Annotated in this window: 25 protein-coding genes; 24 read left to right on the top strand and 1 reads right to left on the bottom strand. The window is 68.9% G+C overall.

The window, feature by feature from the left end; all coding sequences use genetic code 11:
• From cydB to EZ304_RS10720, 23 genes are all read left to right on the top strand, one after another.
• The gene (cydB, locus tag EZ304_RS10825; protein ID WP_142807042.1) at nt 1–1,014 is read left to right on the top strand and encodes a cytochrome d ubiquinol oxidase subunit II; all 1,014 of its coding nucleotides are present in this window, start codon (nt 1–3) and stop codon (nt 1,012–1,014) included.
• A 216-nt stretch (nt 1,015–1,230) separates the two neighbouring features.
• Complete coding sequence (locus EZ304_RS10820; protein WP_142807041.1) at nt 1,231–1,974, top strand: beta-ketoacyl synthase chain length factor; 744 nt, start codon at nt 1,231–1,233, stop codon at nt 1,972–1,974.
• Nucleotides 1,967–2,764 carry a lysophospholipid acyltransferase family protein gene (locus EZ304_RS10815; RefSeq protein ID WP_099551766.1) on the top strand — a complete coding sequence of 266 codons (798 nt, stop codon included), beginning with the start codon at nt 1,967–1,969 and terminating at the stop codon, nt 2,762–2,764. Before EZ304_RS10820 ends, EZ304_RS10815 begins: the two co-directional genes overlap by 8 nt.
• Nucleotides 2,751–3,008, top strand: coding sequence for a phosphopantetheine-binding protein (locus EZ304_RS10810; RefSeq protein WP_005411610.1), 258 nt, complete (start codon nt 2,751–2,753; stop codon nt 3,006–3,008). The genes EZ304_RS10815 and EZ304_RS10810 overlap by 14 nt, the downstream gene beginning before the upstream one ends.
• Nucleotides 3,009–3,025: 17 nt before the next feature.
• Nucleotides 3,026–3,283 (top strand): acyl carrier protein, encoded by a 258-nt coding sequence (locus tag EZ304_RS10805; protein ID WP_005411609.1) that lies wholly within the window; start codon nt 3,026–3,028, stop codon nt 3,281–3,283.
• A gap of 22 nt (nt 3,284–3,305) precedes the next feature.
• Nucleotides 3,306–3,857: a hypothetical protein gene (locus tag EZ304_RS10800; protein WP_142807040.1), complete on the top strand. Its 552-nt coding sequence runs from the start codon at nt 3,306–3,308 to the stop codon at nt 3,855–3,857.
• Entirely contained in the window at nt 3,850–5,535 is a 1,686-nt protein-coding gene (locus tag EZ304_RS10795; RefSeq protein ID WP_142807039.1) for an AMP-binding protein, read from the top strand. The genes EZ304_RS10800 and EZ304_RS10795 overlap by 8 nt, the downstream gene beginning before the upstream one ends.
• On the top strand, nt 5,525–6,295 hold the full coding sequence (locus EZ304_RS10790) for a glycosyltransferase family 2 protein (protein WP_142807038.1): 771 nt from the start codon (nt 5,525–5,527) through the stop codon (nt 6,293–6,295). Before EZ304_RS10795 ends, EZ304_RS10790 begins: the two co-directional genes overlap by 11 nt.
• Nucleotide 6,296: 1 nt before the next feature.
• Entirely contained in the window at nt 6,297–7,238 is a 942-nt protein-coding gene (locus tag EZ304_RS10785; protein ID WP_142807037.1) for an acyltransferase, read from the top strand.
• Nucleotides 7,228–8,778, top strand: a complete 1,551-nt coding sequence (locus EZ304_RS10780) for an HAL/PAL/TAL family ammonia-lyase (RefSeq protein WP_142807036.1) — start codon at nt 7,228–7,230, stop codon at nt 8,776–8,778. Before EZ304_RS10785 ends, EZ304_RS10780 begins: the two co-directional genes overlap by 11 nt.
• Nucleotides 8,765–9,196: an acyl-CoA thioesterase gene (locus EZ304_RS10775; RefSeq protein ID WP_142807035.1), complete on the top strand. Its 432-nt coding sequence runs from the start codon at nt 8,765–8,767 to the stop codon at nt 9,194–9,196. Before EZ304_RS10780 ends, EZ304_RS10775 begins: the two co-directional genes overlap by 14 nt.
• A 2-nt stretch (nt 9,197–9,198) precedes the next feature.
• Nucleotides 9,199–9,822 (top strand): LolA family protein, encoded by a 624-nt coding sequence (locus tag EZ304_RS10770; protein ID WP_185959251.1) that lies wholly within the window; start codon nt 9,199–9,201, stop codon nt 9,820–9,822.
• Entirely contained in the window at nt 9,815–12,169 is a 2,355-nt protein-coding gene (locus EZ304_RS10765; protein WP_142807033.1) for an MMPL family transporter, read from the top strand. Before EZ304_RS10770 ends, EZ304_RS10765 begins: the two co-directional genes overlap by 8 nt.
• Before the next feature lie 53 nt (nt 12,170–12,222).
• Nucleotides 12,223–13,473, top strand: a complete 1,251-nt coding sequence (locus tag EZ304_RS10760) for an NAD(P)/FAD-dependent oxidoreductase (RefSeq protein WP_099551759.1) — start codon at nt 12,223–12,225, stop codon at nt 13,471–13,473.
• Entirely contained in the window at nt 13,461–14,018 is a 558-nt protein-coding gene (locus EZ304_RS10755) for a DUF3261 domain-containing protein (protein WP_142807032.1), read from the top strand. Before EZ304_RS10760 ends, EZ304_RS10755 begins: the two co-directional genes overlap by 13 nt.
• Complete coding sequence (locus EZ304_RS10750) at nt 14,015–15,199, top strand: beta-ketoacyl-[acyl-carrier-protein] synthase family protein (protein WP_099551757.1); 1,185 nt, start codon at nt 14,015–14,017, stop codon at nt 15,197–15,199. The genes EZ304_RS10755 and EZ304_RS10750 overlap by 4 nt, the downstream gene beginning before the upstream one ends.
• Nucleotides 15,196–15,651: a hotdog family protein gene (locus tag EZ304_RS10745; RefSeq protein WP_099551756.1), complete on the top strand. Its 456-nt coding sequence runs from the start codon at nt 15,196–15,198 to the stop codon at nt 15,649–15,651. Before EZ304_RS10750 ends, EZ304_RS10745 begins: the two co-directional genes overlap by 4 nt.
• On the top strand, nt 15,648–16,379 hold the full coding sequence (locus EZ304_RS10740; RefSeq protein WP_099551755.1) for a 3-ketoacyl-ACP reductase FabG2: 732 nt from the start codon (nt 15,648–15,650) through the stop codon (nt 16,377–16,379). The genes EZ304_RS10745 and EZ304_RS10740 overlap by 4 nt, the downstream gene beginning before the upstream one ends.
• The gene (locus EZ304_RS10735; RefSeq protein WP_099551754.1) at nt 16,379–17,617 is read left to right on the top strand and encodes a beta-ketoacyl-ACP synthase; all 1,239 of its coding nucleotides are present in this window, start codon (nt 16,379–16,381) and stop codon (nt 17,615–17,617) included. The genes EZ304_RS10740 and EZ304_RS10735 overlap by 1 nt, the downstream gene beginning before the upstream one ends.
• A 62-nt stretch (nt 17,618–17,679) precedes the next feature.
• Complete coding sequence (locus EZ304_RS10730; RefSeq protein ID WP_099551753.1) at nt 17,680–18,120, top strand: excinuclease ATPase subunit; 441 nt, start codon at nt 17,680–17,682, stop codon at nt 18,118–18,120.
• A 403-nt stretch (nt 18,121–18,523) separates the two neighbouring features.
• Nucleotides 18,524–18,688, top strand: coding sequence for a hypothetical protein (locus EZ304_RS20980; RefSeq protein WP_158230203.1), 165 nt, complete (start codon nt 18,524–18,526; stop codon nt 18,686–18,688).
• A gap of 150 nt (nt 18,689–18,838) precedes the next feature.
• The gene (locus EZ304_RS10725; RefSeq protein ID WP_049431711.1) at nt 18,839–19,099 is read left to right on the top strand and encodes a YcgL domain-containing protein; all 261 of its coding nucleotides are present in this window, start codon (nt 18,839–18,841) and stop codon (nt 19,097–19,099) included.
• Nucleotides 19,092–22,430, top strand: a complete 3,339-nt coding sequence (locus tag EZ304_RS10720; protein ID WP_142807031.1) for an ankyrin repeat domain-containing protein — start codon at nt 19,092–19,094, stop codon at nt 22,428–22,430. The genes EZ304_RS10725 and EZ304_RS10720 overlap by 8 nt, the downstream gene beginning before the upstream one ends.
• A gap of 152 nt (nt 22,431–22,582) precedes the next feature.
• Here the strand turns inward: EZ304_RS10720 and EZ304_RS10715 are convergent, their stop codons facing one another.
• Nucleotides 22,583–24,361, bottom strand: coding sequence for a monovalent cation:proton antiporter-2 (CPA2) family protein (locus tag EZ304_RS10715; RefSeq protein ID WP_099551750.1), 1,779 nt, complete (start codon nt 24,359–24,361; stop codon nt 22,583–22,585).
• A gap of 345 nt (nt 24,362–24,706) precedes the next feature.
• Here EZ304_RS10715 and mgtE point away from each other — a divergent pair, with 345 nt between their 5' ends.
• Nucleotides 24,707–26,077: a magnesium transporter gene (mgtE, locus tag EZ304_RS10705; RefSeq protein ID WP_099551749.1), complete on the top strand. Its 1,371-nt coding sequence runs from the start codon at nt 24,707–24,709 to the stop codon at nt 26,075–26,077.
• Nucleotides 26,078–26,140 lie beyond the last annotated feature (63 nt).

Here is a 26,140-nt window from a genome sequence, read left to right as displayed (position 1 = left end):
ATGGACCTGATGACCTGGCTGCCGGTGGCATGGTTCGCGGTGATCGGCTTCGGCGTGCTGATGTACGTGGTGCTGGACGGCTTCGTGCTCGGCATCGGCATCCTCGCCCCGTTTGCCGAGGACGAGGAACAGCTGGACCTGATGATGAACACCGCCGCCCCGATCTGGGACGGCAACGAGACCTGGCTGGTGCTCGGTGGCGCCGGCCTGCTGGCGGCGTTCCCGGAGGCCTATGCGGTGCTGCTGTCGGCGCTGTACCTGCCGGTGCTGCTGCTGGTGGTGGCGCTGGTGTTCCGCGGCGTGGCGTTCGAGTTCCGCTTCAAGGCGCATCGTTCGCGCCGGTTGTGGAGCGTGGCGTTCGGCCTCGGTTCGCTGCTGGCGACCTTCGCCCAGGGCGTGATCCTCGGCACCCTGGTGCAGGGCATCCCGCTGGTGGACGGTGTCTATCAGGGGGGCCCGTTCGCCTGGTTCAGCCCGTTCGCGATGTTGACCGGTGCCGCGCTGGTGGCCGGCTATGCGCTGCTGGGCAGCACCTGGCTGATCCTGAAGACCGAAGGGCGCGTGCAGGCGCTGGCGCGGCAGATGACCCGCCCGCTGGTGGTGGCGGTGATCGCGGCGATGGGCCTGGTCAGCAGCTGGCTGCCGTTCCTCGATTCGCGGCTGATGGCGCGCTGGTTCAGCGACGGCAACTTCTGGTGGCTCTCGCCGGTGCCGCTGCTGACCCTGGCGGTGGCGGCTGCGCTGTGGCGCAGTGCCACCCACCCGCGCCGTGACCTGCCGCCGTTCCTGCTCAGCCTGGCCCTGTTCGTGCTCGGCTTCCTCGGCCTGGTGCTGGGCATGTGGCCTTATCTGCTGCCACCGTCGATGACCCTGTGGCAGGCCGCCGCGCCTGCGTCGTCGCTGGGCTTCACGCTGGTTGGGCTGGTCATTCTGTTGCCGGTCATCCTCGGCTATACGGCCTGGTCCTATCGGGTATTCCGCGGCAAGGTGCACGCCGACACCGGTTACCACTGATCGATTGAAGACGGGGCCGGCTGTTGCCAGGCCCCGCGTTGGGGAATGTGAAACCTGCACACCCTGCGCGGGACGTGCTAGCGTGCGCTCCTTTCCGGCGGCCAGGGGGGCAGCCGGCGACGTCCTGGACGGACGCACGGCTGCAGGAATGGGGGCCGCCGCGCGTCGCCGTAATGGCTCGTGCCTATCGTTCTCCCGTTGAAGCACCAACGCTAAATGATTGAATTCTCCATCGTCGACTGGGCTGCGTGGGCGCCCGGCCTGAGCGAGCGTAGCCAGTGGCTGGGCTGGGCCGATGCGCCGTACCTGCCGCATGGCGGGGATACGCCGGCACTGGCGGAGGTTCCGGCAATGCAGCGACGGCGCATCGAGCGGTTGGGCCGCATGGCGATCCAGGCCGCGTGCTGGTGCGAGGACGGAAAGGGTGCCGACAGTGACGTGCCGCTGGTGTTCGCCAGCCGCCACGGCGACGTGGCCCGTTCGATGGACCTGCTGGGCGCGCTGGTCAGCGACCAGCCGTTGTCGCCGACCGGATTCGGCCTGTCCGTGCACAACGCGATCGCCGCGCTGTACTCCATCGCCCGCGGCCACCGCGGCAACTACCTGGCATTGGCTGCCGGCCAGGCCACGGTCGAGGCCGCGTGCCTGGAGGCTGTCGGCCTGCTGGCCGATGGCGCCCGCGAGGTGCGGGTGGTGGTCTACGAATCTCCGCTTCCTGAAATTTACGCGACGTTCGCCGACGAACCCGACCCGTTCTTTGCATGGTGCTGGCGCATGACCGCCCCGGCAGAGGGCCGGCCGACGCTGTCGCTGCAGTGGCAGCCGGCCGCCGGCCAGGCCAGCACGCCGCCCGGCCTGCTGCCGCATGCGCTGGACCTGCACCGGTTCCTGTTGTCCGGCGCGCCGGCAGTGGAACACGTGGCCCACGGCCAGCGCTGGTGCTGGAGACGCCGTGGCTGAGCTGCTGCGCCGCCTCGACCATGCCTGGCGGGTGTTTGGCACCGGTCTCAGTTTCGTCGCATTTGGCCTGGGCGGGCTGCTGCTCGGCGTTCTGGTGATGCCGGTACTGCTGCTGATGCGCGACCCGGTGGCGCGTCGCCGGCGCGCCCGGCGCGTGGTCCAGGCCGCCTTTGCCAGCCATGTCCGGCTGATGTGCCGGCTGGGGGTGATGACCCTGCAGATCGAAGGCCGGGAACGCCTGCAGCGCGACGGTTTGCTGGTTCTGGCCAATCACCCCACCCTGATCGACGTGGTCTGCCTGATTTCGTTGCTGCCCAACGCCGATTGCGTGGTCAAGCGGGCCGTGGCCTGCAACCCGTTCATGCGTGGTCCGGTGCGGGCGGCCGGCTACATCTCCAACGATGATGGCGCTGGCCTGGTGGACGACTGTGTAGCAGCGGTGCAGGCCGGCGGCACCCTGGTCATCTTCCCGGAAGGCACCCGCAGCGTGCCCGGACAGCCGCCGCGCCTGCAGCGGGGCGCGGCCAACATCGCCGTGCGCGGCCGCCTGGACATCACCCCGGTGCGGATCACCTGCACCCCGCCAACCCTGACCAAGGGGCAGAAGTGGTATCGTGTCCCCTCACGTCGCTTTCACGTTCGGCTGCAGATCGGCGAAGATATCCCGATCGCGCCTTTCTTGGCCGAAGACGACTCGCCAAGGGGGGATGCCTTGGCGGCACGCCGCGTTACCGAGCACCTTTCTCGTTATTTCGACCTGTCTGGAGAGCCGCCCCGTGCAAGCACTTGAGCACGAGATCAAGGAATTGATCATTTCCTCCCTTTCGCTGGAGGACATCACGCCGGAGGACATCGATCCGACCGCGCCGCTGTTCGTCGAGGGCCTCGGCCTGGATTCGATCGACGCGCTGGAGCTGGGCCTGGCGCTGCAGAAGAAGTACGGTGTCAGCCTCTCGGCCGATTCGGAAGAAACCCGTCGCCATTTCTCCAGCGTGCGCGCGCTCGGCGAGTTCGTCGCCGCCCGCCAGTCGTAACGGCGCCAGGAATTGCCATGACCAAGAATGAACTGTTCGAACGCATCGTCAGCATCCTGACCGACAGCTTCGAGATCGAAACCGCCCGGATCACCCCCGAGGCCCGCCTGTACGACGACCTGGACATCGACAGCATCGATGCGGTCGACCTGATCGTGCAGCTCAAGCCGCTGCTTGGCCGCAACCTGCAGCCGGAAGCGTTCAAGGCCGTGCGCACCGTACAGGACATCGTCGATGTCGTGCACGGGCTGCTGCCGGACCAGGCAGCCGCCTGACCGCAGCGCCGGCGGCTCCGCCATGGCACGCGCACGCACGTTCGTGGTGGCTGCGATCTCGCTGGCCTGCCCGGTGCTGGTGTACCTGGCGATGGGCCGTTTCGAGCCACGCTGGCTGTCGCTGCTGCTGTTCACCCTGGCCCTGCTGCGTGCGCTGAGTACGCGCCAGCCGCTGTGGTGGGCCGCCGCCGCGGGTACCGGCCTGCTGGCCGTGCTGGCCACCGTGCTCAACCAGGCCCTGCCGCTGAAGCTGTACCCGGCGTTGGTCAACGTGGTGATGCTGACGGTGTTCGGTACCAGCCTGCGCTTCGGCCCGCCGCTGGTGGAACGCCTGGCGCGGTTGCAGGAGCCGGACCTGCCAGCGTTCGCGGTGGCCTATACCCGCCGCGTCACCCAGGTGTGGTGTGGCTTCTTCGTTCTCAACGGCAGTCTGGCCCTGCTGACCGCGCTTTACGCGTCGGACCGGGTCTGGATGCTCTACAACGGATTGTTGGCGTACGTGATGATGGGCGTGTTGTTTGCAGGTGAGTGGCTGGTGCGGCGTCGGGTCAAGGCAGCGCACGCCCATGGCTGAGTGGATTGCCCTGGACCGGCTGCTGGTGGACCCGCAGCCGCAGCGCAGCATCGGCCTCTGCGATGGCGAGCTGATCGATCATGCCCGCTTCCGCCAGCGGGTGCTGGCCTGGCGTGCGGCCTTTGCTGCTGCCGATGGCCGCGACTGGGCCCTGTACTTCGATGACGCCGTGGCCTTCGCTGCGGCACTGTTCGGCGCCTGGCATGCCGGTAAGCGGGTGTTCCTGGCTGCCGACAACCTGCCGGCCACACTGCAGGCACTGCAGCCACAGGTGAGCGGTTTCGCCGGTGATGTTTCCGCCGACTACCGCCCGCTGGTTGCCCCCACTGTTGGCGTGGACGGCGAACTGCAGGTGCTGGACGAGCGTGCCTGCGAGCTGTGCGTGTTCACCTCCGGCAGCACCGGCCAACCCAGTGCGATCAACAAGCGCATGGACCAGCTGGCGCGCGAGGTGGATGCGCTGCAGGCTGCGTTCGGCACGCAGCTGGAGGGCGTGCAGGTGCATGGCACGGTGTCCCACCAGCACATCTACGGCCTGCTGTTCCGCGTGCTGTGGCCGCTGGCCGCCGGCCGCCTGATCCATCCGCGCCGGTTCTTCCACGAAGACCTGGTGGGCGCGCTGGCCGGTACCGATACGGTGCTGGTGGCGACGCCAGCCCATCTCAAGCGCCTGCCTGAACAGCTCGACTGGGCCAGCCTGCACGGCCGCCTGCGCGCGGTGTTCTCCTCCGGTGGCCCACTGCCCGAAGAAGCCGCACGCCAGGTACGGCAGTGGCTGGGCGTGGCACCGACCGAGGTTTACGGCAGCAGCGAGACCGGTGGTATCGCCTGGCGCCGCTGGGACACCGACCTGCCGCCGTGGCAGCCGCTGCCGGGTGTGCGGTGGCGCATCGAGGATGGCTGCCTGGCCGTCGCCTCGGCGCATCTGGAAACCCTCGACTGGTGGCGCACCCAGGACCGCGTGGAAGCGTTGGCCGACGGCCGCTTCCGCCTGTTGGGCCGTGCCGACCGCATCGTCAAGATCGAAGAGCGCCGCGTTTCGCTGGATGCGCTGGAACGCGCGCTGCGCGAAGACGCCGAAGTGGACGACGTGCGCGTGCTGGTCCTGTCCGGCCAGCGCGAGCAGCTGGCAGCTGTGGTGGTACCGGCCGACCTGGCACTGCTGGAGGGCGGTGACGCCGCGCGCCGCGCGCTGGGCCAGCGCCTTGGTGCGCGCCTGGCACAGGCACATGACGCGGTCACCCGGCCGCGCCGCTGGCGCCTGGTGCCGGCGCTGCCGATCAACGCACAGGGCAAGGTCACCCAGGCGGCGCTGGCGGCGCTGTTCCAGCCGCTGATGCCGGTGCCAGCATGGGAGCACCGCGACGCTGCAAGCGCCACCCTGCGCATGACCCTCGACCCGGCGCTGCGGCCGTTCCAGGGCCATTTCCCGCAGGCGGCGATCCTGCCCGGCGTGGCGCAGCTGGACTGGGCCGTGCGTTTTGGCCGCCAGGCGTTCAACATGCCGGCCGGATTCCTGCGCATGGATGCGGTGAAGTTCCAGCACGTGGCCCGCCCGGGTGATGAGCTGACACTGCAGCTGGACTGGGATGCCACGCGCAATGTGCTGGCCTTCCGCTACACCTCCAGCCACGGTGTGCACGCCAGCGGCAAGGTGGTTTTCGCCGATGCGGACTGACCCGGCCGTTGCCGGTGCCGCGTTCGCGCCACTGGTGGTGATCCCCGTCTACGACCACGAGCACGCCATCGCGGCGGTGGTCGACGGCGTGCAGGCCGCCGGCCTTCCGTGCCTGCTGGTCGATGATGGTTCGCATGAGGCGTGCGCGGCGGTGCTGCGCTCGCTGGCGCAGCGCCACGGCGTCGACCTGCTGCGCCTGGACGTCAACCAGGGCAAGGGTGGGGCGATGCTGGCCGGTTTCGCCGAAGCCGCTGCGCGTGGCTACAGCCACGTGCTGCAGATCGACGCCGACGGCCAGCACGATACCGCCGACCTGCCGCGCTTCATCGAGGCGGCGCGCGCGCACCCGGGTGCGGTGATCTGTGGCATTCCGGCCTACGACGCCAGTGTTCCGAAGGCGCGCCTGTACGGCCGCTACGCCACCCACATCTGGGTCTGGATCAACACGCTGTCGCTGCACCTGCGCGACACCATGTGCGGCTTCCGCGTGTACCCACTGCCGCCGGTGCTGCGCCTGATCGGTGAAGAGACCATCGGCCGCCGCATGGATTTCGATACCGAAGTGATGGTGCGCCTGTACTGGCGACAGCTGCCGGTCGAGCACCTGGCCACGCGCGTGACCTATCCCGCCGATGGGGTGTCGCACTTCGATGTGTGGCGCGACAACGTGCGCATCAGCCGCATGCATACCCGCCTGTTCTTCGGCATGCTCTGGCGCGCACCACGCCTGTTGTGGCGCCGCCTGCGGGGGCAGTGCTGAGATGGCGGCCGCGCAGGGCGCCCCACACTGGGCCGACATCGGCGAATCCACGTCGGTGGCCGGCGTGCTGTTCCTGTGCTGGGTGCACCGCTGGTTCGGGCGCTGGCCGTTCCGCCTGTGCGTGTGGCCGGTGGTGGCCTGCCATTGGCTGGGCAACCGCGTCGGTCGCCAGGCCTCGATGCAGTACCTGCAGCGGTTGCAGGCACACAGCGGCGCGCTCGGCCGTGCGCCGACCCGGCGCGACAGCCTGCGCCACTTCTTCGCCTTCGCCGACACGATGCTGGACAAGATCCTCGGCCTGGGCGGGCGCTATCCGGCCGAGCGCATCCACCTGCATCGCGACCTGGTGCTTGAAAAGATCGCGCGCCGCGAAGGCGGGCTGATCCTGACCGCGCACATCGGCTGCCTGGAACTGTGCCAGGTGCTGGCCGAACAGGTGCCGGGGTTCCGCATCACCGTGCTGGTGCACACCGCGCATGCGCAGCGCTTCAACCGCCTGCTGCAGCGGTTGGACCCGCTGGCGGCGGTGGAACTGGTGCAGGTAACCGAAATGGGCCCGGCCACGGCGATGATGCTGGCCGAGCGCGTGGCGGCGGGTGGCTTCGTCGCCATCGTCGGCGACCGCACGCCGGTGCAGGGCGGCCGCAGCGTCACCGCCGATTTCCTTGGCCACCGCGCGCCGTTCCCGATCGGCGCCTATGTACTCGCTGCCGCGCTGGGTTGCCCGGTCTACACCATGGCCTGCCTGCACCAGGGCGAGGGCTATCGCGTGGCGTTTGAACAGTTCGCCGAACGCATCGTGCTGCCGCGTGGCTCACGCGACGCGGCACTGGCCGAACAGGCACAGCGCTTCGCGCGCTGGCTGGAACTCCAGGTCATCCAGTCCCCGTTGGACTGGTTCAATTTCTTCCCCTTCTGGGATCAGGCTCCGCATGACGACTGACGCCGTACCCGTGTGCCGCTTTGGCGATGCACCGTTGACCATCGAAGACGTGGTTGCCCTGGCCAAGCGCCAGTGCGAGGCCGCACTGAGCGACGCGCCGGCGTTCCGCGCGCACATCCAGCGCGGTGCCGACTTCCTCGACCGCCTGCTGCGCGAGGACGGCGTGATCTACGGTGTAACCACCGGCTATGGCGACTCGTGCACGGTGAATATTCCGCCGGCGCTGGTGGCCGAGCTGCCGCACCACCTGTACACCTACCACGGCTGCGGCCTGGGCCGTTACCTGGACCCGGTCGAGACCCGTGCGGTGCTGGCGGCGCGCCTGGCGTCGCTGGTGCGCGGCATGTCCGGCGTCAGCGTGCCGCTGCTGGAAGGCCTGGCCACGCTGCTGCAGCACGACGTGCTGCCGATGATTCCGGCCGAAGGCTCGGTGGGCGCCAGTGGCGACCTGACCCCGCTGTCGTACGTGGCCGCGGTGCTGTGCGGTGAGCGCGAGGTACTGTTCGAAGGCCAGGTGCAACCGGCCGGCCCGGTGCTGGCGAAGATCGGCATGACCCCGCTGAAGCTGCGGCCAAAGGAAGGCCTGGCGATCATGAACGGCACCGCGGTGATGACCGGCCTGGCCTGCCTGGCCTGGCAGCGCGCCGATTACCTGGCGCGCATGGCCACGCGCCTGACCGCGTTCAACGTGCTGGCCAGCGACGGCAACGCGCACCACTTCGACGAAACCCTGTTCGCGGCCAAGCCGCACCCGGGCCAGGGCCGCATCGCCGCGCGCCTGCGCAGCGACCTGCACAGCGAGCGTCCGCCGCGCAATGAACAGCGCCTGCAGGACCGCTATTCGCTGCGCTGCGCGCCGCATGTGATCGGCGTGCTGGAGGACAGCCTGCCGTTCCTGCGCCAGCTGATCGAAACCGAACTGAACAGCGCCAACGACAACCCGCTGATCGATGCCGACGGCGAGCGCATCCTGCATGGCGGCCACTTCTACGGTGGCCACATCGCGCTGGCGATGGACACCCTGAAGAACACCGTGGCCAACGTTGCCGACCTGCTCGACCGGCAGCTGGCGCTGGTGGTCGATGCCCGTTACAACCATGGCCTGCCGGCCAACCTGTCGGCGGCCACCGGCCCGCGCGCGGCCATCAACCATGGCCTGAAGGCGCTGCAGATCAGCGTGTCGGCCTGGACGGCCGAAGCGCTGAAGCAGACCATGCCGGCCAGCGTGTTTTCGCGTTCCACCGAGTGCCACAACCAGGACAAGGTCAGCATGGGCACCATCGCCGCGCGCGACTGCCTGCGCGTGATCGAGCTGACCGAACAGGTGGTGGCCGCGATGCTGATCGCCGCCCGCCAGGGCCTGGCGCTGCGCGAACGGGTTGGCCTGAACGCGCAGCTGCATGGCAGTCTGGCCGACATGTACGCCGACCTGGGGCAGCGCATCGCCCTGGTTGAAGAAGACCGCGCGCTGGATCGCGAACTGCGGGAACTGCTGGTGGAGATCCGCGCGCAACGTTGGGAGCTGTATGCCGGTGAATGAGGCCATCGAACGGGTCGGCGAGATTGCGCTGACCCCCGCCTTCCATGACTGCGATCCGATGAACGTGGTCTGGCATGGCAACTACTTCAAGTACTTCGAGATCGCGCGCTGCGCGCTGCTCGGGCGCTACGACTACGACTACCCGCAGATGCTCGAATCGGGCTACCTGTGGCCGGTGGTCGATGCGCGGGTGAAGTACGTGCGCCCGCTGCTGTTCAACCAGGCGCTGCGCGTGATCGCGCGCATCGTGGAATGGGAGAACCGGCTGAAGATCGAGTACGAAATCGTCGATGCGCAGAGTGGCCAGGTGCTGACCCACGCGATGACCATCCAGGTCGCGGTGGACGCGGCCAGCAAGGAAATGCTGTACCAGTGCCCGCCGGTACTGTGGGAACGCCTGGGAGTGCCTGCGCCGTGAACATGTTTGCCCGTCTTCCGAGCGTGCTGCTGTGCGCGCTGATGCTCGTTGCCGCACCGCGCGTGCAGGCCGCCGACCCCGCCATCGATGCGATCACCCAGGCGGTGGCGCGGCCGGATGTACTGCGTGGCCAGTTCAGCCAGGAAAAGCAGGTCAGCGGCTTCAAGAACCCGTTGCGCTCGCAGGGCCGGTTCGTGGTCGCGCGCCAGCACGGCGTGATCTGGACCACGCTCAAGCCGTTCCCCTCCGAAGTGGTGGTCACCGCCGACCGCATCCTCAGCCGCCAGCGCGATGGCAGCACCCGTGTCGAGCTCGATGCACGGCAGCAGCCGGCGATGCGTTCGGTCAACGCGATCATGTTCGCGCTGATGAGCGGCGACGTGCAGGCGCTGTCCAGCCAGTTCAACGTGGCGGCCAGCCGTGAAGGGCAGGGCTGGCGACTGCGGCTGACGCCGAAGTCGGCGATGCTGGCCAAGGCCTTCCAGTCGCTGACCCTGCAGGGTGACCGCTACGTGCGCCAGGTCGAGATCGTCGAGGCCAACAAGGACCGCACGCAGATCCAGTTCAGCGCATTGAGCGAGGCACCGGCCACGCTCAACGCCGACGAGGCGCGCCGCTTTGAGTGAGGGTGCAGCATCGAACGCACCGGACCGGTTGCGGCGCTGGTGGCACTGGCTGGGCATCGCCTGGCTGCTGGTGCTGCTGGTGATGGGCGCGCAGCAGTGGCGCCTGTGGAGCCAGGAGTCGCGGATCGACACCGACATCCTCGCGCTGCTGCCGCAGGATGCGCATGATCGCCTGTTGAGCGACGTCACCCGGCGCATCGCCGACGGCAGCTCGCGGCAGGTGGTGGTGCTGCTCGGCAGCCAGGACGGCGCCGCCGCCAAGCGGGCGCAGGCCGCGTTCGCTGCGGCCATGGCTGCCGATGCCGACAGTGCATTGCTGGTGCCCAGCGGGTCCATCGAAGGCTGGTTCGACGAGGCGCGCGCGTTCTACGCGCCGTACCGCGACCGCCTGTTGACGCCGGCCCAGCGTGACCAGCTGCAGAGTACTGAAACCGGTGCGCTGGCCGAGCAGGCGCTGGCCGCGCTGTACGGCCCGATGGGTGCGCCGCGCCTGACCGACTGGCGGCAGGACCCGTTGTCGCTGTGGCCGCAATGGTGGCAGCAGCAGGCGCAGGGTTCGGGGTTGCGGCTGGGTGATGATGGCCTGCTTGAAGCCGAAGGCAAGCATTGGGCGGTGCTGCAGTTCGATACGCCGGGGTCGGCATTCCAGCTCGATGGCGAGCGCCATCTTGATGGCCTGCTGGAGCGGGCCGGAACAGCGGCCAAGGCCGCAGCGCCGGAGCTGGAAATCCTGCATGCCGGCGTGCCGCTGCATGCTGAAGCGGCGGCGGTGCAGGCCAACCAGGAAATCAACACGATCGGTTGGGGTTCACTGGCCGCGGTACTGTTACTGGTGTGGCTGGCGTTCCGTTCGCTGCGCCCGATCCTGCTGGTGGCCGCCTCGCTGCTGATCGGCTGCGGCGTGGCACTGGCGGTGACCGTGCTGGTATTCGGCAAGGTGCACGTGCTGACCCTCGTGTTCGGCGCATCGCTGGTGGGCGTAGCGGAGGACTACGGCATCCACTGGTTTGCGTCGCGCCAGGCCGAACCGGCCGACCGTCGCTGGAAGCTGCTGCGGCATCTGCTGCCCGGCCTGTGGCTGGCCCTGCTGACCAGTGCGCTGGCCTACCTCGCGTTGGGCCTGGCCCCGTTCCCCGGCCTGCGCCAGATGGCGCTGTTCTCGGTGGTAGGCCTGGCCGCGGCGTTCCTCACGGTCATCTTCTGGTTCCCGTGGCTGGATGGCGGCGAGATCCGCCAGACCCGCTTCTCGCAGTGGCTGGGCAACACGCTGGAGCGCTTCCCGCGCCTGCATGGCCGCCGCGCGGTGACGATGTTCGTGGTGATCACGCTGGCACTGTCTGCCATCGGCATCGCGCGCCTGCAGAGCAACGATGACCTGCGCAGCCTGCAGTCCTCGCCCCCGGCATTGATGGCGCAGCAGATCCGCCTGAGCCAGCTGCTGGGCATGCCCAGCCCGGCGCAGTTCTACCTGGTGCAGGGTGCCGATGCCGCGCAGCTGCTGCAGCGTGAAGAGGCATTGACCGAGCGCCTGCGTGCACTGGCCGATGACAAACGCATCGGCGGCTACCGCGCCATCAGCGATTGGCTGCCGTCACCGGCACGCCAGCAGGCCGATGCTGCGCTGACCGCGAAGGTGGAACCCGGCGTGCTGTCGGCCGTGTCCGAGGCCGTGGGCGAGCCGCTGCAGCGACCGCAGTTCGCCGCAGCGCCGCTCACCGCCGAAGCCTTCCTGGCCTCGCCGGCCTCGCAGCCGTTCCGCCACCTGTGGGTGGGTGAGGTCGGTGGACAGATGATCAGCGTGGTGATGGTCGATGACCTGTCGCGCGCCGATGCCCTGGCCACGCTGGAAGCTGCCGCCGAAGGCCTGCCTGGCGTGCGCTGGGTCGACCGCACGTCAGATTTCTCCAAGCTGCTGGGCCACTACCGCAAGCTGATGGGCGGGCTGCTGCTGGTCGGCATCGCGCTGGTATTCGGTGCGCTGTGGCTGCGCTACCGCCGCCAGGCCTGGCGCGTGTTCGCACCGACCCTGATCGCCGGCGCGCTCACCCTGGGCCTGCTGGGCCTGTTCGGCCAGCCGCTGCAGCTGTTCAACGTGCTGGCCCTGATGCTGCTGCTGGGCATGGGCATCGACTACGGCATCTTCCTGATCGAGCACCGCGGCGATGCCAGTGCCTGGCTGGCGGTGTGCGTGGGTGCGGCCAGCACCTGGCTGTCGTTCGGCCTGCTGGGCCTGTCGCAGACCCCGGCGCTGCGCGCGTTCGGCCTGACCCTGTTGTTCGGCATCGGCCTGGTCTGGCTGATCTCGCCGCTGTTCCGGCCGCCGCCGCACGATCTGCCGCCGGCCTGAGCCTGTTTTCCGACTTCCTTCTTTCCACCTGATCGAGCAACAAGGACGCACCGATGAACACTGCTGTGGATGCTGTCGAACGTACTGAAATCCTGATCATCGGTGCCGGACCGGCCGGTTCCGTGGCCGCGGCGATGCTGCGCCGGCAGGGCCGCCAGGTGCTGATGCTGGAGCGCCAGCAGTTCCCGCGCTTCTCCATCGGCGAAAGCCTGCTGCCGCAGAGCATGGAGTACATCGAGGCTGCCGGCCTGTTGCAGGACGTGGTCGAAGCGGGGTTCCAGCACAAGAACGGCGCCGCCTTCGTGCATGGCGAGGCGCGCACGGCGTTCGACTTCAGGAAGAAGTTCTCGCCGGGCTGGGGCACCACCTACCAGGTGCAGCGCGCCGACTTCGACAACGTGCTGGCGCGGGGTGCCGAGCGCATGGGCACCACGCTGCGCTTTGGCGACGAAGTGCTGTCGGTCGAAGCGGGCGAGCAGCCGGCGGTGACCGTGCGGCGCCCGGATGGCAGCGAATACCGCATCGAGGCCGATTTCATCCTCGACGCATCGGGCTTCGCGCGCCTGCTGCCGCGCCTGCTGCAGCTGGAATCGCCGTCCAACTTCCCGGTGCGCGGTGCGATCTTCTGCCACGTGCGCGACAACATTCCGGCCGAAGCGGACTTCGACCGCAACAAGATCCTGATCACCACCCACCCCGAACACATCGACGTCTGGTACTGGACGATCCCGTTCTCCAACGGCTGCTGCTCGCTGGGCGTGGTCGCCGAGCCGTCGTTCTTCGAGCGCTATGAAGGAGACGACCTGCAGAAGCTGCAGGCCATCGTCGGCGAGGACCCGAACCTGACCCGCCTGCTGGCCAACGCCGAATGGGCAGTGCTGCCGGTGCGGCGCATCACCGGATACTCGGCCAACGTCAGTTCGCTGTGGGGCCCGGGCTACGCGCTGCTGGGCAATGCCGGCGAGTTCCTCGACCCGGTGTTCTCCTCCGGCGTCACCATCGCCTTCAAGTCCGCGCAGCTGGCCAGCGAATGCCTGGCGCGCCGCTATGCCGGTGAAACCGTCGACTGGGAAGCCGAGTTCTCGATCCCGCTGCGCGCCGGCGTGAAGACTTTCCGCCGCTTTGTCGAAAGCTGGTACGAGGGCGGCTTCCAGAAGATCATTTACCACCCGCAGCAGCAGCCCGAAGTGCGCGACATGATCAGTTCCATCCTGGCCGGCTACGCCTGGGACACCAACAACCCGTATGTGGCCGACGAAAGCGGCCGCCGCATGCGCGTACTGGAGCAGCTGTGCAGCGCCTGATCGCCCGTACCACCGCACTGCTGCTGTGCCTGCTGCTGGCCGCCTGTGCCGGCCGCATGCCCAAGCCATTGGTGGAACTGCCGCCGCTGCGCCTGTCGCCGGCCAGCCTGCCGACGCCGCTGGCATTGCAGCAGCAGCTGCATTTCCGCTTCGGCACACATGAGCGCGACCTCGACGCTCTGCTGGAAGCCGATGCACAGCAGGTGCAGCTGGCGGTGCAGGCGATGGGCCAGACCGGCGTGCGCCTGCAATGGGACGGCCAGCAGCTGACCCAGCAGCGCGCGCCGTGGCTGCCGCCGCAGGTACGTGCCGAGCGTGTGCTGGATGACCTGCAGTTCGCGCTGTGGCCGACCGCGGCCATCGCCGCCGCGCTGCCGGCCGGCTGGGAGGTCAGCGACGACGGCCACCAGCGCCGCCTGTCGCGTGACGGCACGGTGTGGCTGCAGCTGCAGCGCCTGGACGATGGCAGCGTGCAGCTGGACAACCGTGCCGAAGGCTATGCGCTGCGCATCGAATCGATCGATATGGCCGGGCAGGACCGATGAGTGCACCGATCTACCTGAACGACCTGGGCGTGGTCTGCGCGCTCGGCGATGGCCGCGCCGCGGTCGCATCGGCGATGTTCGCCGATGTGCCGGGCGGGCTCAGCGACAACGACAGCCTGTTGCCGGGGCGCACCCTGGCGTTGGGAGAGGTACGCACGCCGTTGCCGGCGCTGGATGACCTGCCGGTGGCCCTGCGCGGGCGCAACAACGCCCTGCTGGAGGTGGCGCTGGCGCAGATCGCACCGGCGGTGGCCGCGGCGATCGCCCGCCATGGTGCAGAGCGCGTGGCGGTGGTGCTGGGCACCAGCACCTCGGGCATTGGTGAATCCGAGCAGGCCCTGCGCAGCCACGCCGAACAGGGCCAGTGGCCGCAGGGCTTCGATTACGCCCAGCAGGAAATGGGAACTGCGGCGCAGTTCGTGCGCCAGCGCAGTGGCGCGCAGGGCCCGGCGTGGACCCTGTCCACGGCGTGTTCGTCCAGTGCCAAGGCACTGATGTCGGCCGCGCGCATGCTGCGCGCCGGCATCGTCGACGCCGTGATCGCAGGCGGCGCCGATTCGCTGTGCCGCTTCACCGTGGCCGGCTTCAGCGCGCTGGAATCGGTGTCGGCCCTGCGCTGCAACCCGTTCTCGCAGCATCGCGCCGGCATCAACATCGGCGAGGGTGCCGCGCTGTTCCTGCTTACCCGCGAGCCGGGCCCGGTGTGCCTGGCCGGGTGGGGCGAATCGGCCGACGCCCACCACATGTCCGCGCCGGACCCGCAGGGCCTGGGCGCCATCGATGCCCTGCAGCAGGCGCTGCAGCGCGCCGGCTGGGCTGCCGATGAAGTGGACTACGTGAACCTGCATGGCACCGCCACCGGGCACAACGATGCGATGGAAAGCCTGGCGGTGTCGCAGGTGCTGGGCAATGACGTTCCGGCCAGTTCGACCAAGCCGCTGACCGGCCATACGCTGGGCGCGTCAGGCGCGATCGAAGCCGCACTGTGCTGGATCCTGCTGGCCGAGAACCCGCAGCAGCAGCTGCCGCCCCACTGGTGGGATGGCGTGGCTGACCCCGCGCTGCCGATGCTGCCACTGGTCGCGCCCGCCACCCGCCTGGCAGAGCCACCGCGGCGGGTGCTGAGCAACTCGTTCGCCTTCGGCGGCAGCAATGCCGTGCTGGCGCTGGAGCGCCGATGAACATGCTGTATGCGATTGAAGAGGTGGTGCCGCACCGCCAGGACATGTGCCTGCTGGAGCGCATCACGCACTGGGACCAGGATGCCATCGAGGCCGAACTGGTGGTGCCGGAGGCCGGCCTGTTCGTGGAAAACCACCAGGTGCCGGCCTGGGTGGGCATCGAATACATGGCACAGGCCATCGCGGCCTGGGCCGGCTGCCGCGCGCGCGCGGCCGGCAAGCCGCCGCAGCTCGGTTTCCTGCTCGGCAGCCGCCGCTACAACAGCGCGCGCAGCAGCTTCCCCAGCGGCTCGCGGCTACGCGTGCAGGCGCGCTGCGAGTTGTTGGGTGACAATGGATTGGGGATGTTCGCCTGCCGCATCCTGGCGGGCGAAGACGAATGGGCGACAGCCAACGTGTCGGTGTTCGAACCGGCCGATGCGATGGCCTATCTGGAGAGTGGACAGGCATGACAGGGAATCGAAGTGTGCTGGTGACCGGCGCCAGCCGGGGCATCGGCCGGGCCATTGCGCTGCGCATCGCGCGCGATGGCTTCGACGTGGTGGTGCATTGCCGCAGTCGCGTGGAAGAAGCGCAGGCCGTGGTGGCCGAGATCCAGGCACTGGGCCAGCAGGCCCGCGTGCTGGCGTTTGACGTGGCCGACCGCGAGGCCGCACGCGCCGCGCTGGAGGCCGATGTCGAGGCACATGGCGCGTACTACGGTGTGGTATGCAATGCCGGCATCGCCCGTGATGGTGCTTTCCCGGCACTGTCGGCGGACGATTGGGACCAGGTGATCCACACCAATCTGGATGGCTTCTACAACGTGCTGCATCCGCTGATCATGCCGATGGTGCGGCGGCGCAAACCCGGCCGCATCGTCACCCTGTCGTCGGTGTCCGGCCTGGCCGGCAACCGCGGGCAGGTCAACTACAGCGCTGCCAAGGCCGGCATCATTGGCGCCACCAAGGCCCTGGCGCTGGAACTGGCCAGCCGCCAGATCACCGTCAACTGCGTGGCCCCGGGCCTGATCGAGACCGAAATGCTCAACGACGAAGTGGTTGAACACGCGCTCAAGCTGATTCCCGCCGGCCGCGTCGGCCGTCCCGACGAAGTGGCGGCCACGGTGGCGTTCCTGCTGTCCGAACCGGCCGGCTACATCACCCGCCAGGTGATCTCGGTGAACGGAGGCATGCTCTGATGGCCGCCGATCGTCGCGTAGTGGTGACCGGCGCGTCCGCGATCAGTCCGCTCGGCCATGACTGGCCGACCATCGAGGCGCACCTGCGCAGCTGCCGCAACGCGGTGCGCGCGATGCCCGAGTGGAATGTCTATGCCGGGCTGAACACCAAGCTGGCCGCGCCGGCGCAGGACTTCGAGCTGCCGCCGAACTACAACCGCAAGACCACCCGCTCGATGGGCAAGGTCGCGATCATGTCGGTGCGCGCCACCGAAGTGGCGCTGCGCGAGGCGGGCCTGCACGAGCACCCGGTGCTGCGCAGCGGCCGCACCGGCGTGGCCTACGGTTCCTCGTCGGGCAGCCACGAAGCCACCGGCGAGTTCGGGCGCATGCTCAACGAGTTCACCACCGATGGCATCAGCGCCACCACCTACCTGAAGATGATGAGCCACACCGCGCCGGTCAACATCGGCGTGTTCTTCGGCCTGTCGGGGCGTGTCTACACCACCTCCAGTGCCTGCACCTCGGGCAGCCAGGGCGTGGGCGCGGCCTATGAAGCGATCCGCAGCGGCAAGCAGACGGTGATGGTTGCCGGTGGTGCCGAGCAGCTCGACGCCACCGCTGCGGCGGTGTTCGACACCCTGTTCGCCACCAGCGTGCGCAACGACGCGCCGCAGACCACGCCGCGCCCGTTCGATGCCGGCCGCGATGGCCTGGTGCTGGGCGAGGGTGCCTGCACGCTGATCCTGGAAGACCTGGAGCACGCGCAGGCACGCGGCGCCACCATCCTTGCCGAGGTGGTCGGCTACGGCACCAACAGCGATGGCCAGCACGTCACCCAGCCCAGTGCCGACACCATGGCCACCGCCATGCGCCTGGCGCTGGAAGATGCGGGCCTGGAGCCAGCGCAGATCGACTACGTCAATGCCCACGGCACCGCCACCGATCACGGCGACATCGCCGAGACCCAGGCCACAGCGCAGGTATTCGGCAGCCGCGTGCCGATCAGCTCGCTGAAGAGCTACGTCGGCCACATGCTCGGTGCCTGTGGTGCGTTCGAGGCCTGGCTGAGCATCGAGATGATGCGCGCCGGCTGGTTCGCCCCCACGCTTAACCTGGCCGAGGTTGACCCGCGCTGCGGCCAGCTCGACTTCATCACCGGGCAGGGCCGCGAACTGCAGGCCGAGTACGTGATGAGCAACAACTTCGCCTTCGGCGGCATCAACACCTCGCTGGTGTTCCGCCGCTGGAGCGAATGATCCGCCGTCCCATCCCGCCTTTTTCCGCAACCCACCCGCACCCTCGACAAGGAGATGTTCCGATGCGCCGCACCCTGATGATCGCCACGGCCACCGCACTGCTGGCCCTGACCTCCACCGCTTCCGCCCGCGATACCCGCCTCGAGCAGTCCCTGCAGGAACTGGTCAGCTCGCAGGCTGCCAGGGACGCCGGCATTGACGGCAGCGTGCGCTTCTACCTGGCTGGCCAGCCGGTCGGCGTGCAGCAGCGCCTGGGCGAAGACGTGACCAACAAGAAGACCAATGCCGCCAACAAGAGCGACGCCGAAGCCTGCCGCTGGGTTGCGCTGTCGGCGCTGCGCGCGCTGCAGGATGGCGCCAAGTCGCGCGGTGCCAACGCGGTGGTCGACATCGTCAGCTACTACAAGAAGAACGAGTTCAAGAGCAGCACCAACTACGAGTGCTGGGCCGGCACCTTCGTCGCCGGCGTGGCGCTGAAGGGCACCTACGCCAAGGTCAAGTAAGCCACCGTCATCCCCGCCCGCGGGCTGGGGATGCCGTCCACAGGCCGTCCACAGGGGGACTCCATGAAATCGATGCATGCTACGGCCCTGGCCGTGGCTTTCTGCTGCGTGCCCGCGCTGTCGGCGCACGCGACCGATGCAGCACCCATCCGCATTGCCGCCGAGGTACCGTACCGGGCCGAGGTCGGCGGTGAGCTGATCCGCCAGGAGTGCGCGTTCGGCCGCGATCTGAGCAGCAGCATCGTGCGCCATGCCGGTGGCAGGGTGGTGGTTGCCGCAGCCGGCGAAGACGCGGGACGCCGCCTGGACATCGTCGTGACCAAGGCCCACGCCGCAGGGGGGGGGGGCCATTTCAGGACCGAAGTGGGGGCGCATCTATGGCGAACTGAAGGAAGACGGCCGCGTGGTCGGCAATTTCAGTTTCAAGCGCACCACCAGCCGGCCCTTCACCTTCCGCGCCTGCACCACCCTGAAGCTGGTGGCCGAGGCGCTGGGCGGCGATGTGGCCCGCTGGCTGGACAACCCCACGCTCGATCCGCTGATGACCGAAGAGATCGCGGCCAACTGAGCACGTGGCGTTGCCTGAACGTCGCCGCCACATTACTGAACCCTGCCGGGGAAACACCGTCAATCACGCCGCCATCGTCGGCTGACGGCTTTCCCCGGTGTCGGCTTTCCGACACAATCACGGCTCTTCCCGGGTTATCGTCCCGTGGACATGCACGCCTACGTCTATAAAAGCCAACTCAAGCCGGACACCTACGTCTACGTTCCCCGACGCGATGATTTCAGCGCGCTGCCTGCGCCGCTGCTCACCTCGCTGGGTGCGCTCACCTTCGTCCTGGACGTGGCACTGGATGCCCAGCGCCGCCTGGCCCAGGCCGACCCGGACAAGGTTCGCAGTGAAATGAGCGAGCGCGGGTTCTACCTGCAGGTGCCGCCGTCGGTGGCCAGCCTGATGCCGCGCCACTATGACTGATACGTCCCGTCCGCGCGCCCTGTCGATCGCCTTCGCCGTGGGCGCCGTGCTGGCGCTGGGCGCCGCCGTGGGCGGCGTTCCAGGCGCCATCCTTGCTGCGCTGGCACAGCCGGCGTTCGCGCTGGGCGTGTCGTGGTGGCGGCGCAGCCGCGCGCTGCTGCCGCTGAAGGTGGTTGCGCGCCAGGACCTGCCGGCATTGCTGGCGTTGTGGTCGGCCGCGCCGTTGTTGCTGGCGCTGCTGCTGGCCTGGCCACTGGCCGCACTGCGTGACAGCGGCAGCCTTGCGGCGGTGCTGGGCCTGAGCGTGCTGGTCAGTGCCGGCCTGCTCGCTGCCTGGCGCACCTGGCCGTTGTGGAACGATGTCGAACGGCTTGATGGCAGCCTGGCCCACCATTGGCAGGCGCTGGCCGGTCGCGACCTGACCGCCTGGCGCGGTCTCGGCGTGGCCGCGCTGGTGATCGCGCTGGCCGCGCTGGTGGTGCTGCCAGCCTGGCCGGGCCTGCTGCCGGAAAGTGCACGCTGGCCCGCCGCGCTGGCGGTGGTGCTGCTGTCACCACTGCTGCATCTGCTGCTGCAGCGGGTCAAGCCGGCGCCGCTGGTGGCGTTGCGCTCCAGCCCATTGGCGACGGCCAGCCACGAACACGAACCGATGTTCGCCGCCGCAGCCGAGACCGCGCCGCTGGAAGCGATGGCACCGCAGGAGCTGACCCCGGCACTGTATGAAGCCGCCCGCCATGGCCGCATCGACCGCGGCCTGCAGCTGCTGCAGGCCGGCGCCGATCCGTATGCGCTGCCCGACCCGAACTGGCGCGACCAGCGCAGCCTGGCGGTGCTGGCCGCGGTGCTGCCGGACCTGCGCCTGCTGCGCGAACTGATTGCCCGCGGCGTTGACGTGAACGCGCCGCACCGCGGCATGACGCCATTGCTGGCCGCCACGCGTGACAGCTGGCATGGCCGCCCCGAAGCGGTGATGACCCTGCTCGCCAATGGTGCCGACTCGCGTGCTACCGACAGCGATGGCAATACGCCGCTGCACCATGCCGCGCGCAGTTCCGACCCGGGCGTGGCCGCGCTGTTGCGCGATGCCGCCGCCGAAGTCGATGCATTGAACAACGAGGGCTGGTCGCCGCTGGCGGTGGCCTGCCAGGTCGGCAACTGGCGCCTGGCCCGCTTCCTGCTCGAACGCGGTGCGCGCAGCGAACCGGCCGAGGGCACGCCGGTGCTGTTGGCCGCTGCTGCCACCGAAGATGACGACCCGGCCGGGGTGCAGCTGCTGCTCAAGCACAAGGCGCGCGCCGACGCCCGCGATCGCCAGCGCCGCAGCGCGCTGCACGAGGCGGCGCTGGCCGGCCACGTGGAGATCATCGGCGTGCTGCTCGGCGCCGGAGCCAATCTGGAAGCGCGCGATGCCCTGGGCCGCACGCCATGGCTGGAAGCGGCCCGTGCCGGGCGCGCCGCGGTGGTCGAACACCTGCTGCCGCACAAGCCGGACCTGGTTGCCGTTGACGGCGAAGGCCGCAACGCGGTGCAGCTGGCGGCGATGGCCGAGGATGTCTCGCCGTTGCTGGTCAAGCGCCTGGTGGAGCTGGGCATCGCCGCCGACGCGACCGATCCGGTCGGTCGTCGCGCGGTGGATTACGCTGCCGAAGCCGGCCGCTGGGCGATCGTGGCCCTGCTGGACCCCTCCTACCCGTTGCCCGCCGCCGTCAGTGATGGCCTGGCCGAGCGTGGCGAGGCCGCCAGTGCCAGCGGCCTGCTGCCGGACCGCCCGCCGCTGACCCTGCTGCGCGAAGCGCTGGGCTTCGGCAACACCGAGGGCATGGCCGCGCTGGCCAAGCTGTGCCAGCCGGAAGAACTGGGTGGCCTGCTGCTCGACCCGGAGCTGGCGCTGGAGCCGCGTGCGGTTGATTGGCTGCTGGGCCACGGCGCCGATCCCTACGTGCGCGATGCCTGTTCCGACACGCCGATGTTCGCCCTGCTGTCGCGCGGCATCGATGCGGTGCCGGCGCTGCAGGTGATGCTGCAGCGTGGCCTGTCGCCGGCCGGCCGTGGCGGCCTCGCGCGCTTCCTTGCTGCCTGCGCCCAGCACGACCAGGCGGCGCGCGGCCTGGAACAGCTGGCGCTGGAACTGCTGGAGCGTGGCGCCGATCCGTTCGCAGCTTCGCCAGCCGGTGATCCGCCGCTGTCGCTGGCGGTGCGCCTCGGCTGGTTGCGGCTGCAGCAGGCGCTGCTGAAGGCAGGCGTCGATCGCGAAGCACGCGACAGCCACGGCATGACCGCGCTGCATCTGGCCACCGCGCTGGCTCGCGAGGGCGCGCTGAAGCTGCTGGTGCAGCACGGCGCCTCGCCCGAAGCACGCGCCGCCGATGGGCAGACGCCGCTGGGCGTGGCGCTGTCGATTGGTCGCCGCGATCTGGCCGACTGGCTGGACTGGCGGGTGTGGCCGTTGCCGCGGCGCACCCTGCGCGAGGCCGATCTGCCGGCCGCCGCGATGGCCGGTGACGTCGACGCGGTGCGCCGCCTGATCGATCTGGGCTTCGCCGTTGATGCGGTCGATGCGCAAGGCTGCACCGCACTGCTGCGCGCCGCCGGTGGTGGCCATCTGGCGGTGACCGACCTGCTGCTGGCGCGCGGCGCTGATCCGCAGCACGCGGCGGCAAGTGGTGCCACGCCGCTGTCGGCGGCGGTCAGCATGCGCCAGGTGGACATCGTCTCGGCCCTGCTCGACGCCGGCGCCAAGCTGGAACACCGCCTGCCGGGCGGCGTGACCGTGCTGATGCTCGCTTCGGCGCTGGGCCTGCCGGACATCGTCGCGCGCCTGCTCACCGCCGGTGCCGACGTGCATGCCGGTGATGCGCAACAGCTGGGCCCGCTGCACTGTGCCGCGCTGTACGGTTTCAGCGCCCGCGACCGTTCGCGCCTGCTCGCCCTGCTCGACACCCTGCTGCTGGCCGGTGCCGAACCGGACCAGGCCGCCGCCGGTTCGGTCACGCCGCTGCTGCTGCTGCTGGGTGCACGCGCCGAGCCCGGCACCGCCTGCGACGAACAGGTGGTGATGGCCGCGGTGGAACGCCTGCTGGACGAAGACGTGAGCCTTGAGGTGCGCGATCCGCGCGGCTTCGGTCCGCTGCACCTGGCCGCCCTGCATGGCCTGCCGCTGCTGGTGCAGCGCCTGTTGCGTGCCGGTGCCGATCCGGAAGTACGCGACAGCCTCAACCGCAGCCCGCGCGAGATCGCGGTGATGCGTGGCTTCATCGACGTTGCCGGCGAGTTCGAACCGCGCGTGCCGGGTGTTTCGTCGATGGCGCGGTTCCTGCGAGACAACGGCTGAGCACCGGGGTCGGATCCCTTTCCAACGGAAAGGGCTCTGACCCCGGCATCGCGTCATCCACGCATGGCGTGGATCTACGGAATCCCTAGGCTGCCGGCCAGCGGCCGGCACTACCGCAATCTGTGGTGGGTGCCGACCGTTGGTCGTCACGCCTACTTGTCGTCGCTTTCCGCGTCGGCCTCGAACAGGTGCATCAGGTCGTTGCGTGCATCGCGCGAGGTCTGGATCACGGCGGCCTCGTCGTCGTAGACCAGGTACTGGTCACGCAGCAGCTGCTCATCGTGCTCGCGGAAACGCTGCACGTGGCGCTCGGCCACAGTGGGGGCAACGCCCAGTGCAGTCAGCACGCGGCCACTCATCTCCAGGCTGGTGCCGAACACCTCGCGGAACGGCTCAGCCGACATGTCCATCAACCGCCACGCATGCTGGCGGTTGCGCGCACGCGCCAGCACCGTGGCATCCGGGTACAGCCGGCGCACCATGCGCACTGCGCGCAGATTGGTTTCCGGGTCATCCACGGTGATCACGAACACATCGATGTGCTCGCCGCCTGCCGCGCGCAGCATCTCCGGCCGGGTCGGGTCGCCGTAATACAGCTGGTTGCCGAATCGGCGCAGGTCGGCCACGGTGTCCGGGTTCGCCTCCAGCGCGACGAACGGCACTTTCTGGGCGGTCAGCAGGCGCGCGATCACCTGGCCGAAGCGGCCCATGCCGGCGATCAGTACCTTCGGTCGGTTGTCCGGCGCCACCTTGTCGGCGTCCGCCGGCTCGCGCGGAGCGGCTTTCTCCTGGCCGAGCAGTTTCAGCAGCGCGATCATCAACAGCGGCGTGATCGCCATCGACAGGCCGACGATCGCCACCAGCCGGTCGTGGTTGGCGTTGCCCAGCAGGTGCGCGCGCTGTGCCTCGTTGAACACCACGAAAGCGAACTCACCGCCCAGCCACAGCACGCTGCCCAGCAGCAGCGACTGCCGCGGGCTGAGCCGGGCGACACGGCCAACCGCGTACAGCAGGCTGAACTTGACCACCAGCAGGATGCCGACACCCGCGGCGATCAGCCACGGCTCGGCGGCGATGCGGTCCAGGTCGATGCCCATGCCCACCGCGATGAAGAACAGGCCGAGCAGCAGGCCCTTGAATGGTTCGATCTGCGATTCCAGCTCGTGGCGGAACTCCGAGTCGGACAGCAGCACGCCGGCCAGGAAGGCGCCGAGGCTGGGGCTGAGGCCGGCTTCCTGCATGAACCAGGCGGTGCCCAGCACCACCAGCAACGCGGTGGCGGTGAATACTTCCGGGCTGCGGGTCCGGGCAATGGTGCTGAACACCCGGCGCAGCACCGGTCGCCCGCACAGGATCACTACCGCCAGCGCACCCAGGGCCACGGCCGCATCTTCCCAGCGCAGGGTTTCATTCTTGACCCCGCCCAGCAACGGAATGGCCGCCAGCAGCGGGATCGCGATCAGGTCCTGGAACAGCAGGATGGCAAAGCCCAACCGGCCGTGGTCGCTGTTGATCGCTTTGTGCTCGGACAGCAGCTGCAGGCCTACCGCCGTGGATGACAGCGCCAGCGCCACGCCCACCACCAGCGCGCTCTTCCACTGGAAGTGGTCGAGCAGCAGCAGGCCGCCCAGCACCAGGCCGGACAGCGCCACCTGCGCCGCACCGGCACCGAACACCGAGCGCCGCATCACCTTCAGGCGTGCCGGCGACAGCTCCAGTCCGATCACGAACAGCAGCATCACCACGCCGATCTCGGCGGCGCCGAGGATGCGGTCGGCGTCCTGCACGAAGCCCAGTCCGTCCGGGCCCAGCACCACGCCGGCCGCCAGATAGCCCAGTACCGCGCCGAAGCCGAATTTCTTGAACACCGGCACGGCGATGACCGCCGCCAGCAGCAGCACCAGGGCCAGTTCCAGACCACCGCTATGCATGGGAATACCTGGTCATCGGGGAAGCCCGCTGTGCGTCCGTTCGGGTGGGGAAAGCGTGGCGAACACCACCGCGCCATTATGCGCGCCGGTCCGTGTACGCACGAGAACAACCTGCGGGGCAGGGTGCTGCCGTGGCGGGAGCGGGTTGACCTGCATGGCCCACGGGTCCAGACTGCCCGCCGCTGGCGGCGCGTCCTCCAGCACACGCATCCCGGAGTCCCCAACCCATGTCCAGCGACAGTAGAAGTCGACCTCGTTCGACGCCAGCGATGGCCACCGCCTGACATCGGGACGGTTTGCCTGCGTTGGCGTTGCGCGAGGTCGCACCCCCACAAGGCAAACCCGATGAACCAGAAGCAATTGCTGCGCCCGGTGGCCGATGCCGCCGCCCTGGCCGCACCGCTGGCGAACTACAACACCGCTGACGCGGTGGAATTCCTCAACACGCTGGAACTCGTGCGTGCCGCGGAAACGCTGGCTGCGCTGCCGTTGCCGCGTGCGGTGAAGATGCTGGAAGCGCCGGAGCTGCACCGCAGCGGCGAGCTGGTGGCCGCATTGCCACCGGCCCGCGCCGCTGCCCTGCTCGGGCTGATGGCTGATGACCGGGCCACCGACATCGTCCACGAGCTGGACGAGGAAGAACGCGCACGGCTGATCCCGCTGCTCGGTACCGATGCCCGCCAGGCCATCCAGAAGCTGCTCAGCTACCCGCCGAACACCGCCGGTGCGCTGATGACCACCGAATACGTGGCGGTGCCCGCCAGCTGGACCGTGGCACAGACCCTGCAGCACATCCGCCAGGTCGAGCGCACCCGCGAGACGGTGTACGCGATCTACGTGCTGGATCCGGCCAGCCAGCAGCTGCAGCAGGTGGTGACCATGCGCCGGTTGATCACCGGCCTGCCGGAGGAGTCGATCCTGGACGTGGCCCAGGTCAACCCACCGGTAACGGTGGACGCACTGATGGACCAGGAAGAAGTGGCACGGCTGATCCGTCGCCACGACCTGCTGGCGATCCCGGTGGTCGATGCGCAGCAGCAGATGCTCGGCATCGTCACCGTCGATGACGTACTGGATGCGTTGATCGAGGAATCCACCGAGGACGCGCACAAGTTCGGCGGCATGGAAGCGCTGGACAAGCCGTACATGCAGATCGGCTTCTTCGAGATGCTGCGCAAGCGCGCCGGCTGGCTGAGCGTGCTGTTCCTGGGCGAGATGCTGACTGCCAGCGCGATGCAGCACTACGAGGACGAACTGGCGCGCGCGGTGGTGCTGACCCTGTTCATTCCGCTGATCATGAGTTCGGGCGGCAACTCTGGCTCGCAGGCCACCTCGCTGCTGATCCGCAGCCTGGCGCTGCGTGAACTGCGCCTGCGCGACTGGTGGAAGGTGGCCATCCGCGAGATCCCCACCGGCATGGTGCTGGGCGCCATCCTCGGTTGCCTTGCCATCGTGCGCATCGTGATCTGGCAGCTGGGCGGCCTGCATGACTACGGCGAGCACTGGATCCTGCTGGCGATCACCATCGGTGCGGCGCTGGTCGGCATCGTCACCTTCGGCTCGCTGTCCGGCTCGATGCTGCCGTTCATCCTCAAGCGCCTGGGCTTCGACCCGGCCAGTGCCTCGGCCCCGTTCGTGGCCACCCTGGTGGACGTGACCGGGCTGGTGATCTATTTCAGCATCGCCGCGATGATCCTGCACGGCACGCTGCTGTAACAGAAATGGGGACGGAGGGGATTAAGTCGTTTGTGGCACAAACGACTTAATCCCCTCCGTCCC

The organism is Stenotrophomonas maltophilia, from assembly GCF_006974125.1.
Classification (GTDB): Bacteria; Pseudomonadota; Gammaproteobacteria; order Xanthomonadales; family Xanthomonadaceae; genus Stenotrophomonas; species Stenotrophomonas maltophilia_O.
The sequence above is the reverse complement of the archived record's forward strand: the minus strand, read 5'-3'. Positions and strand labels throughout refer to the sequence as shown.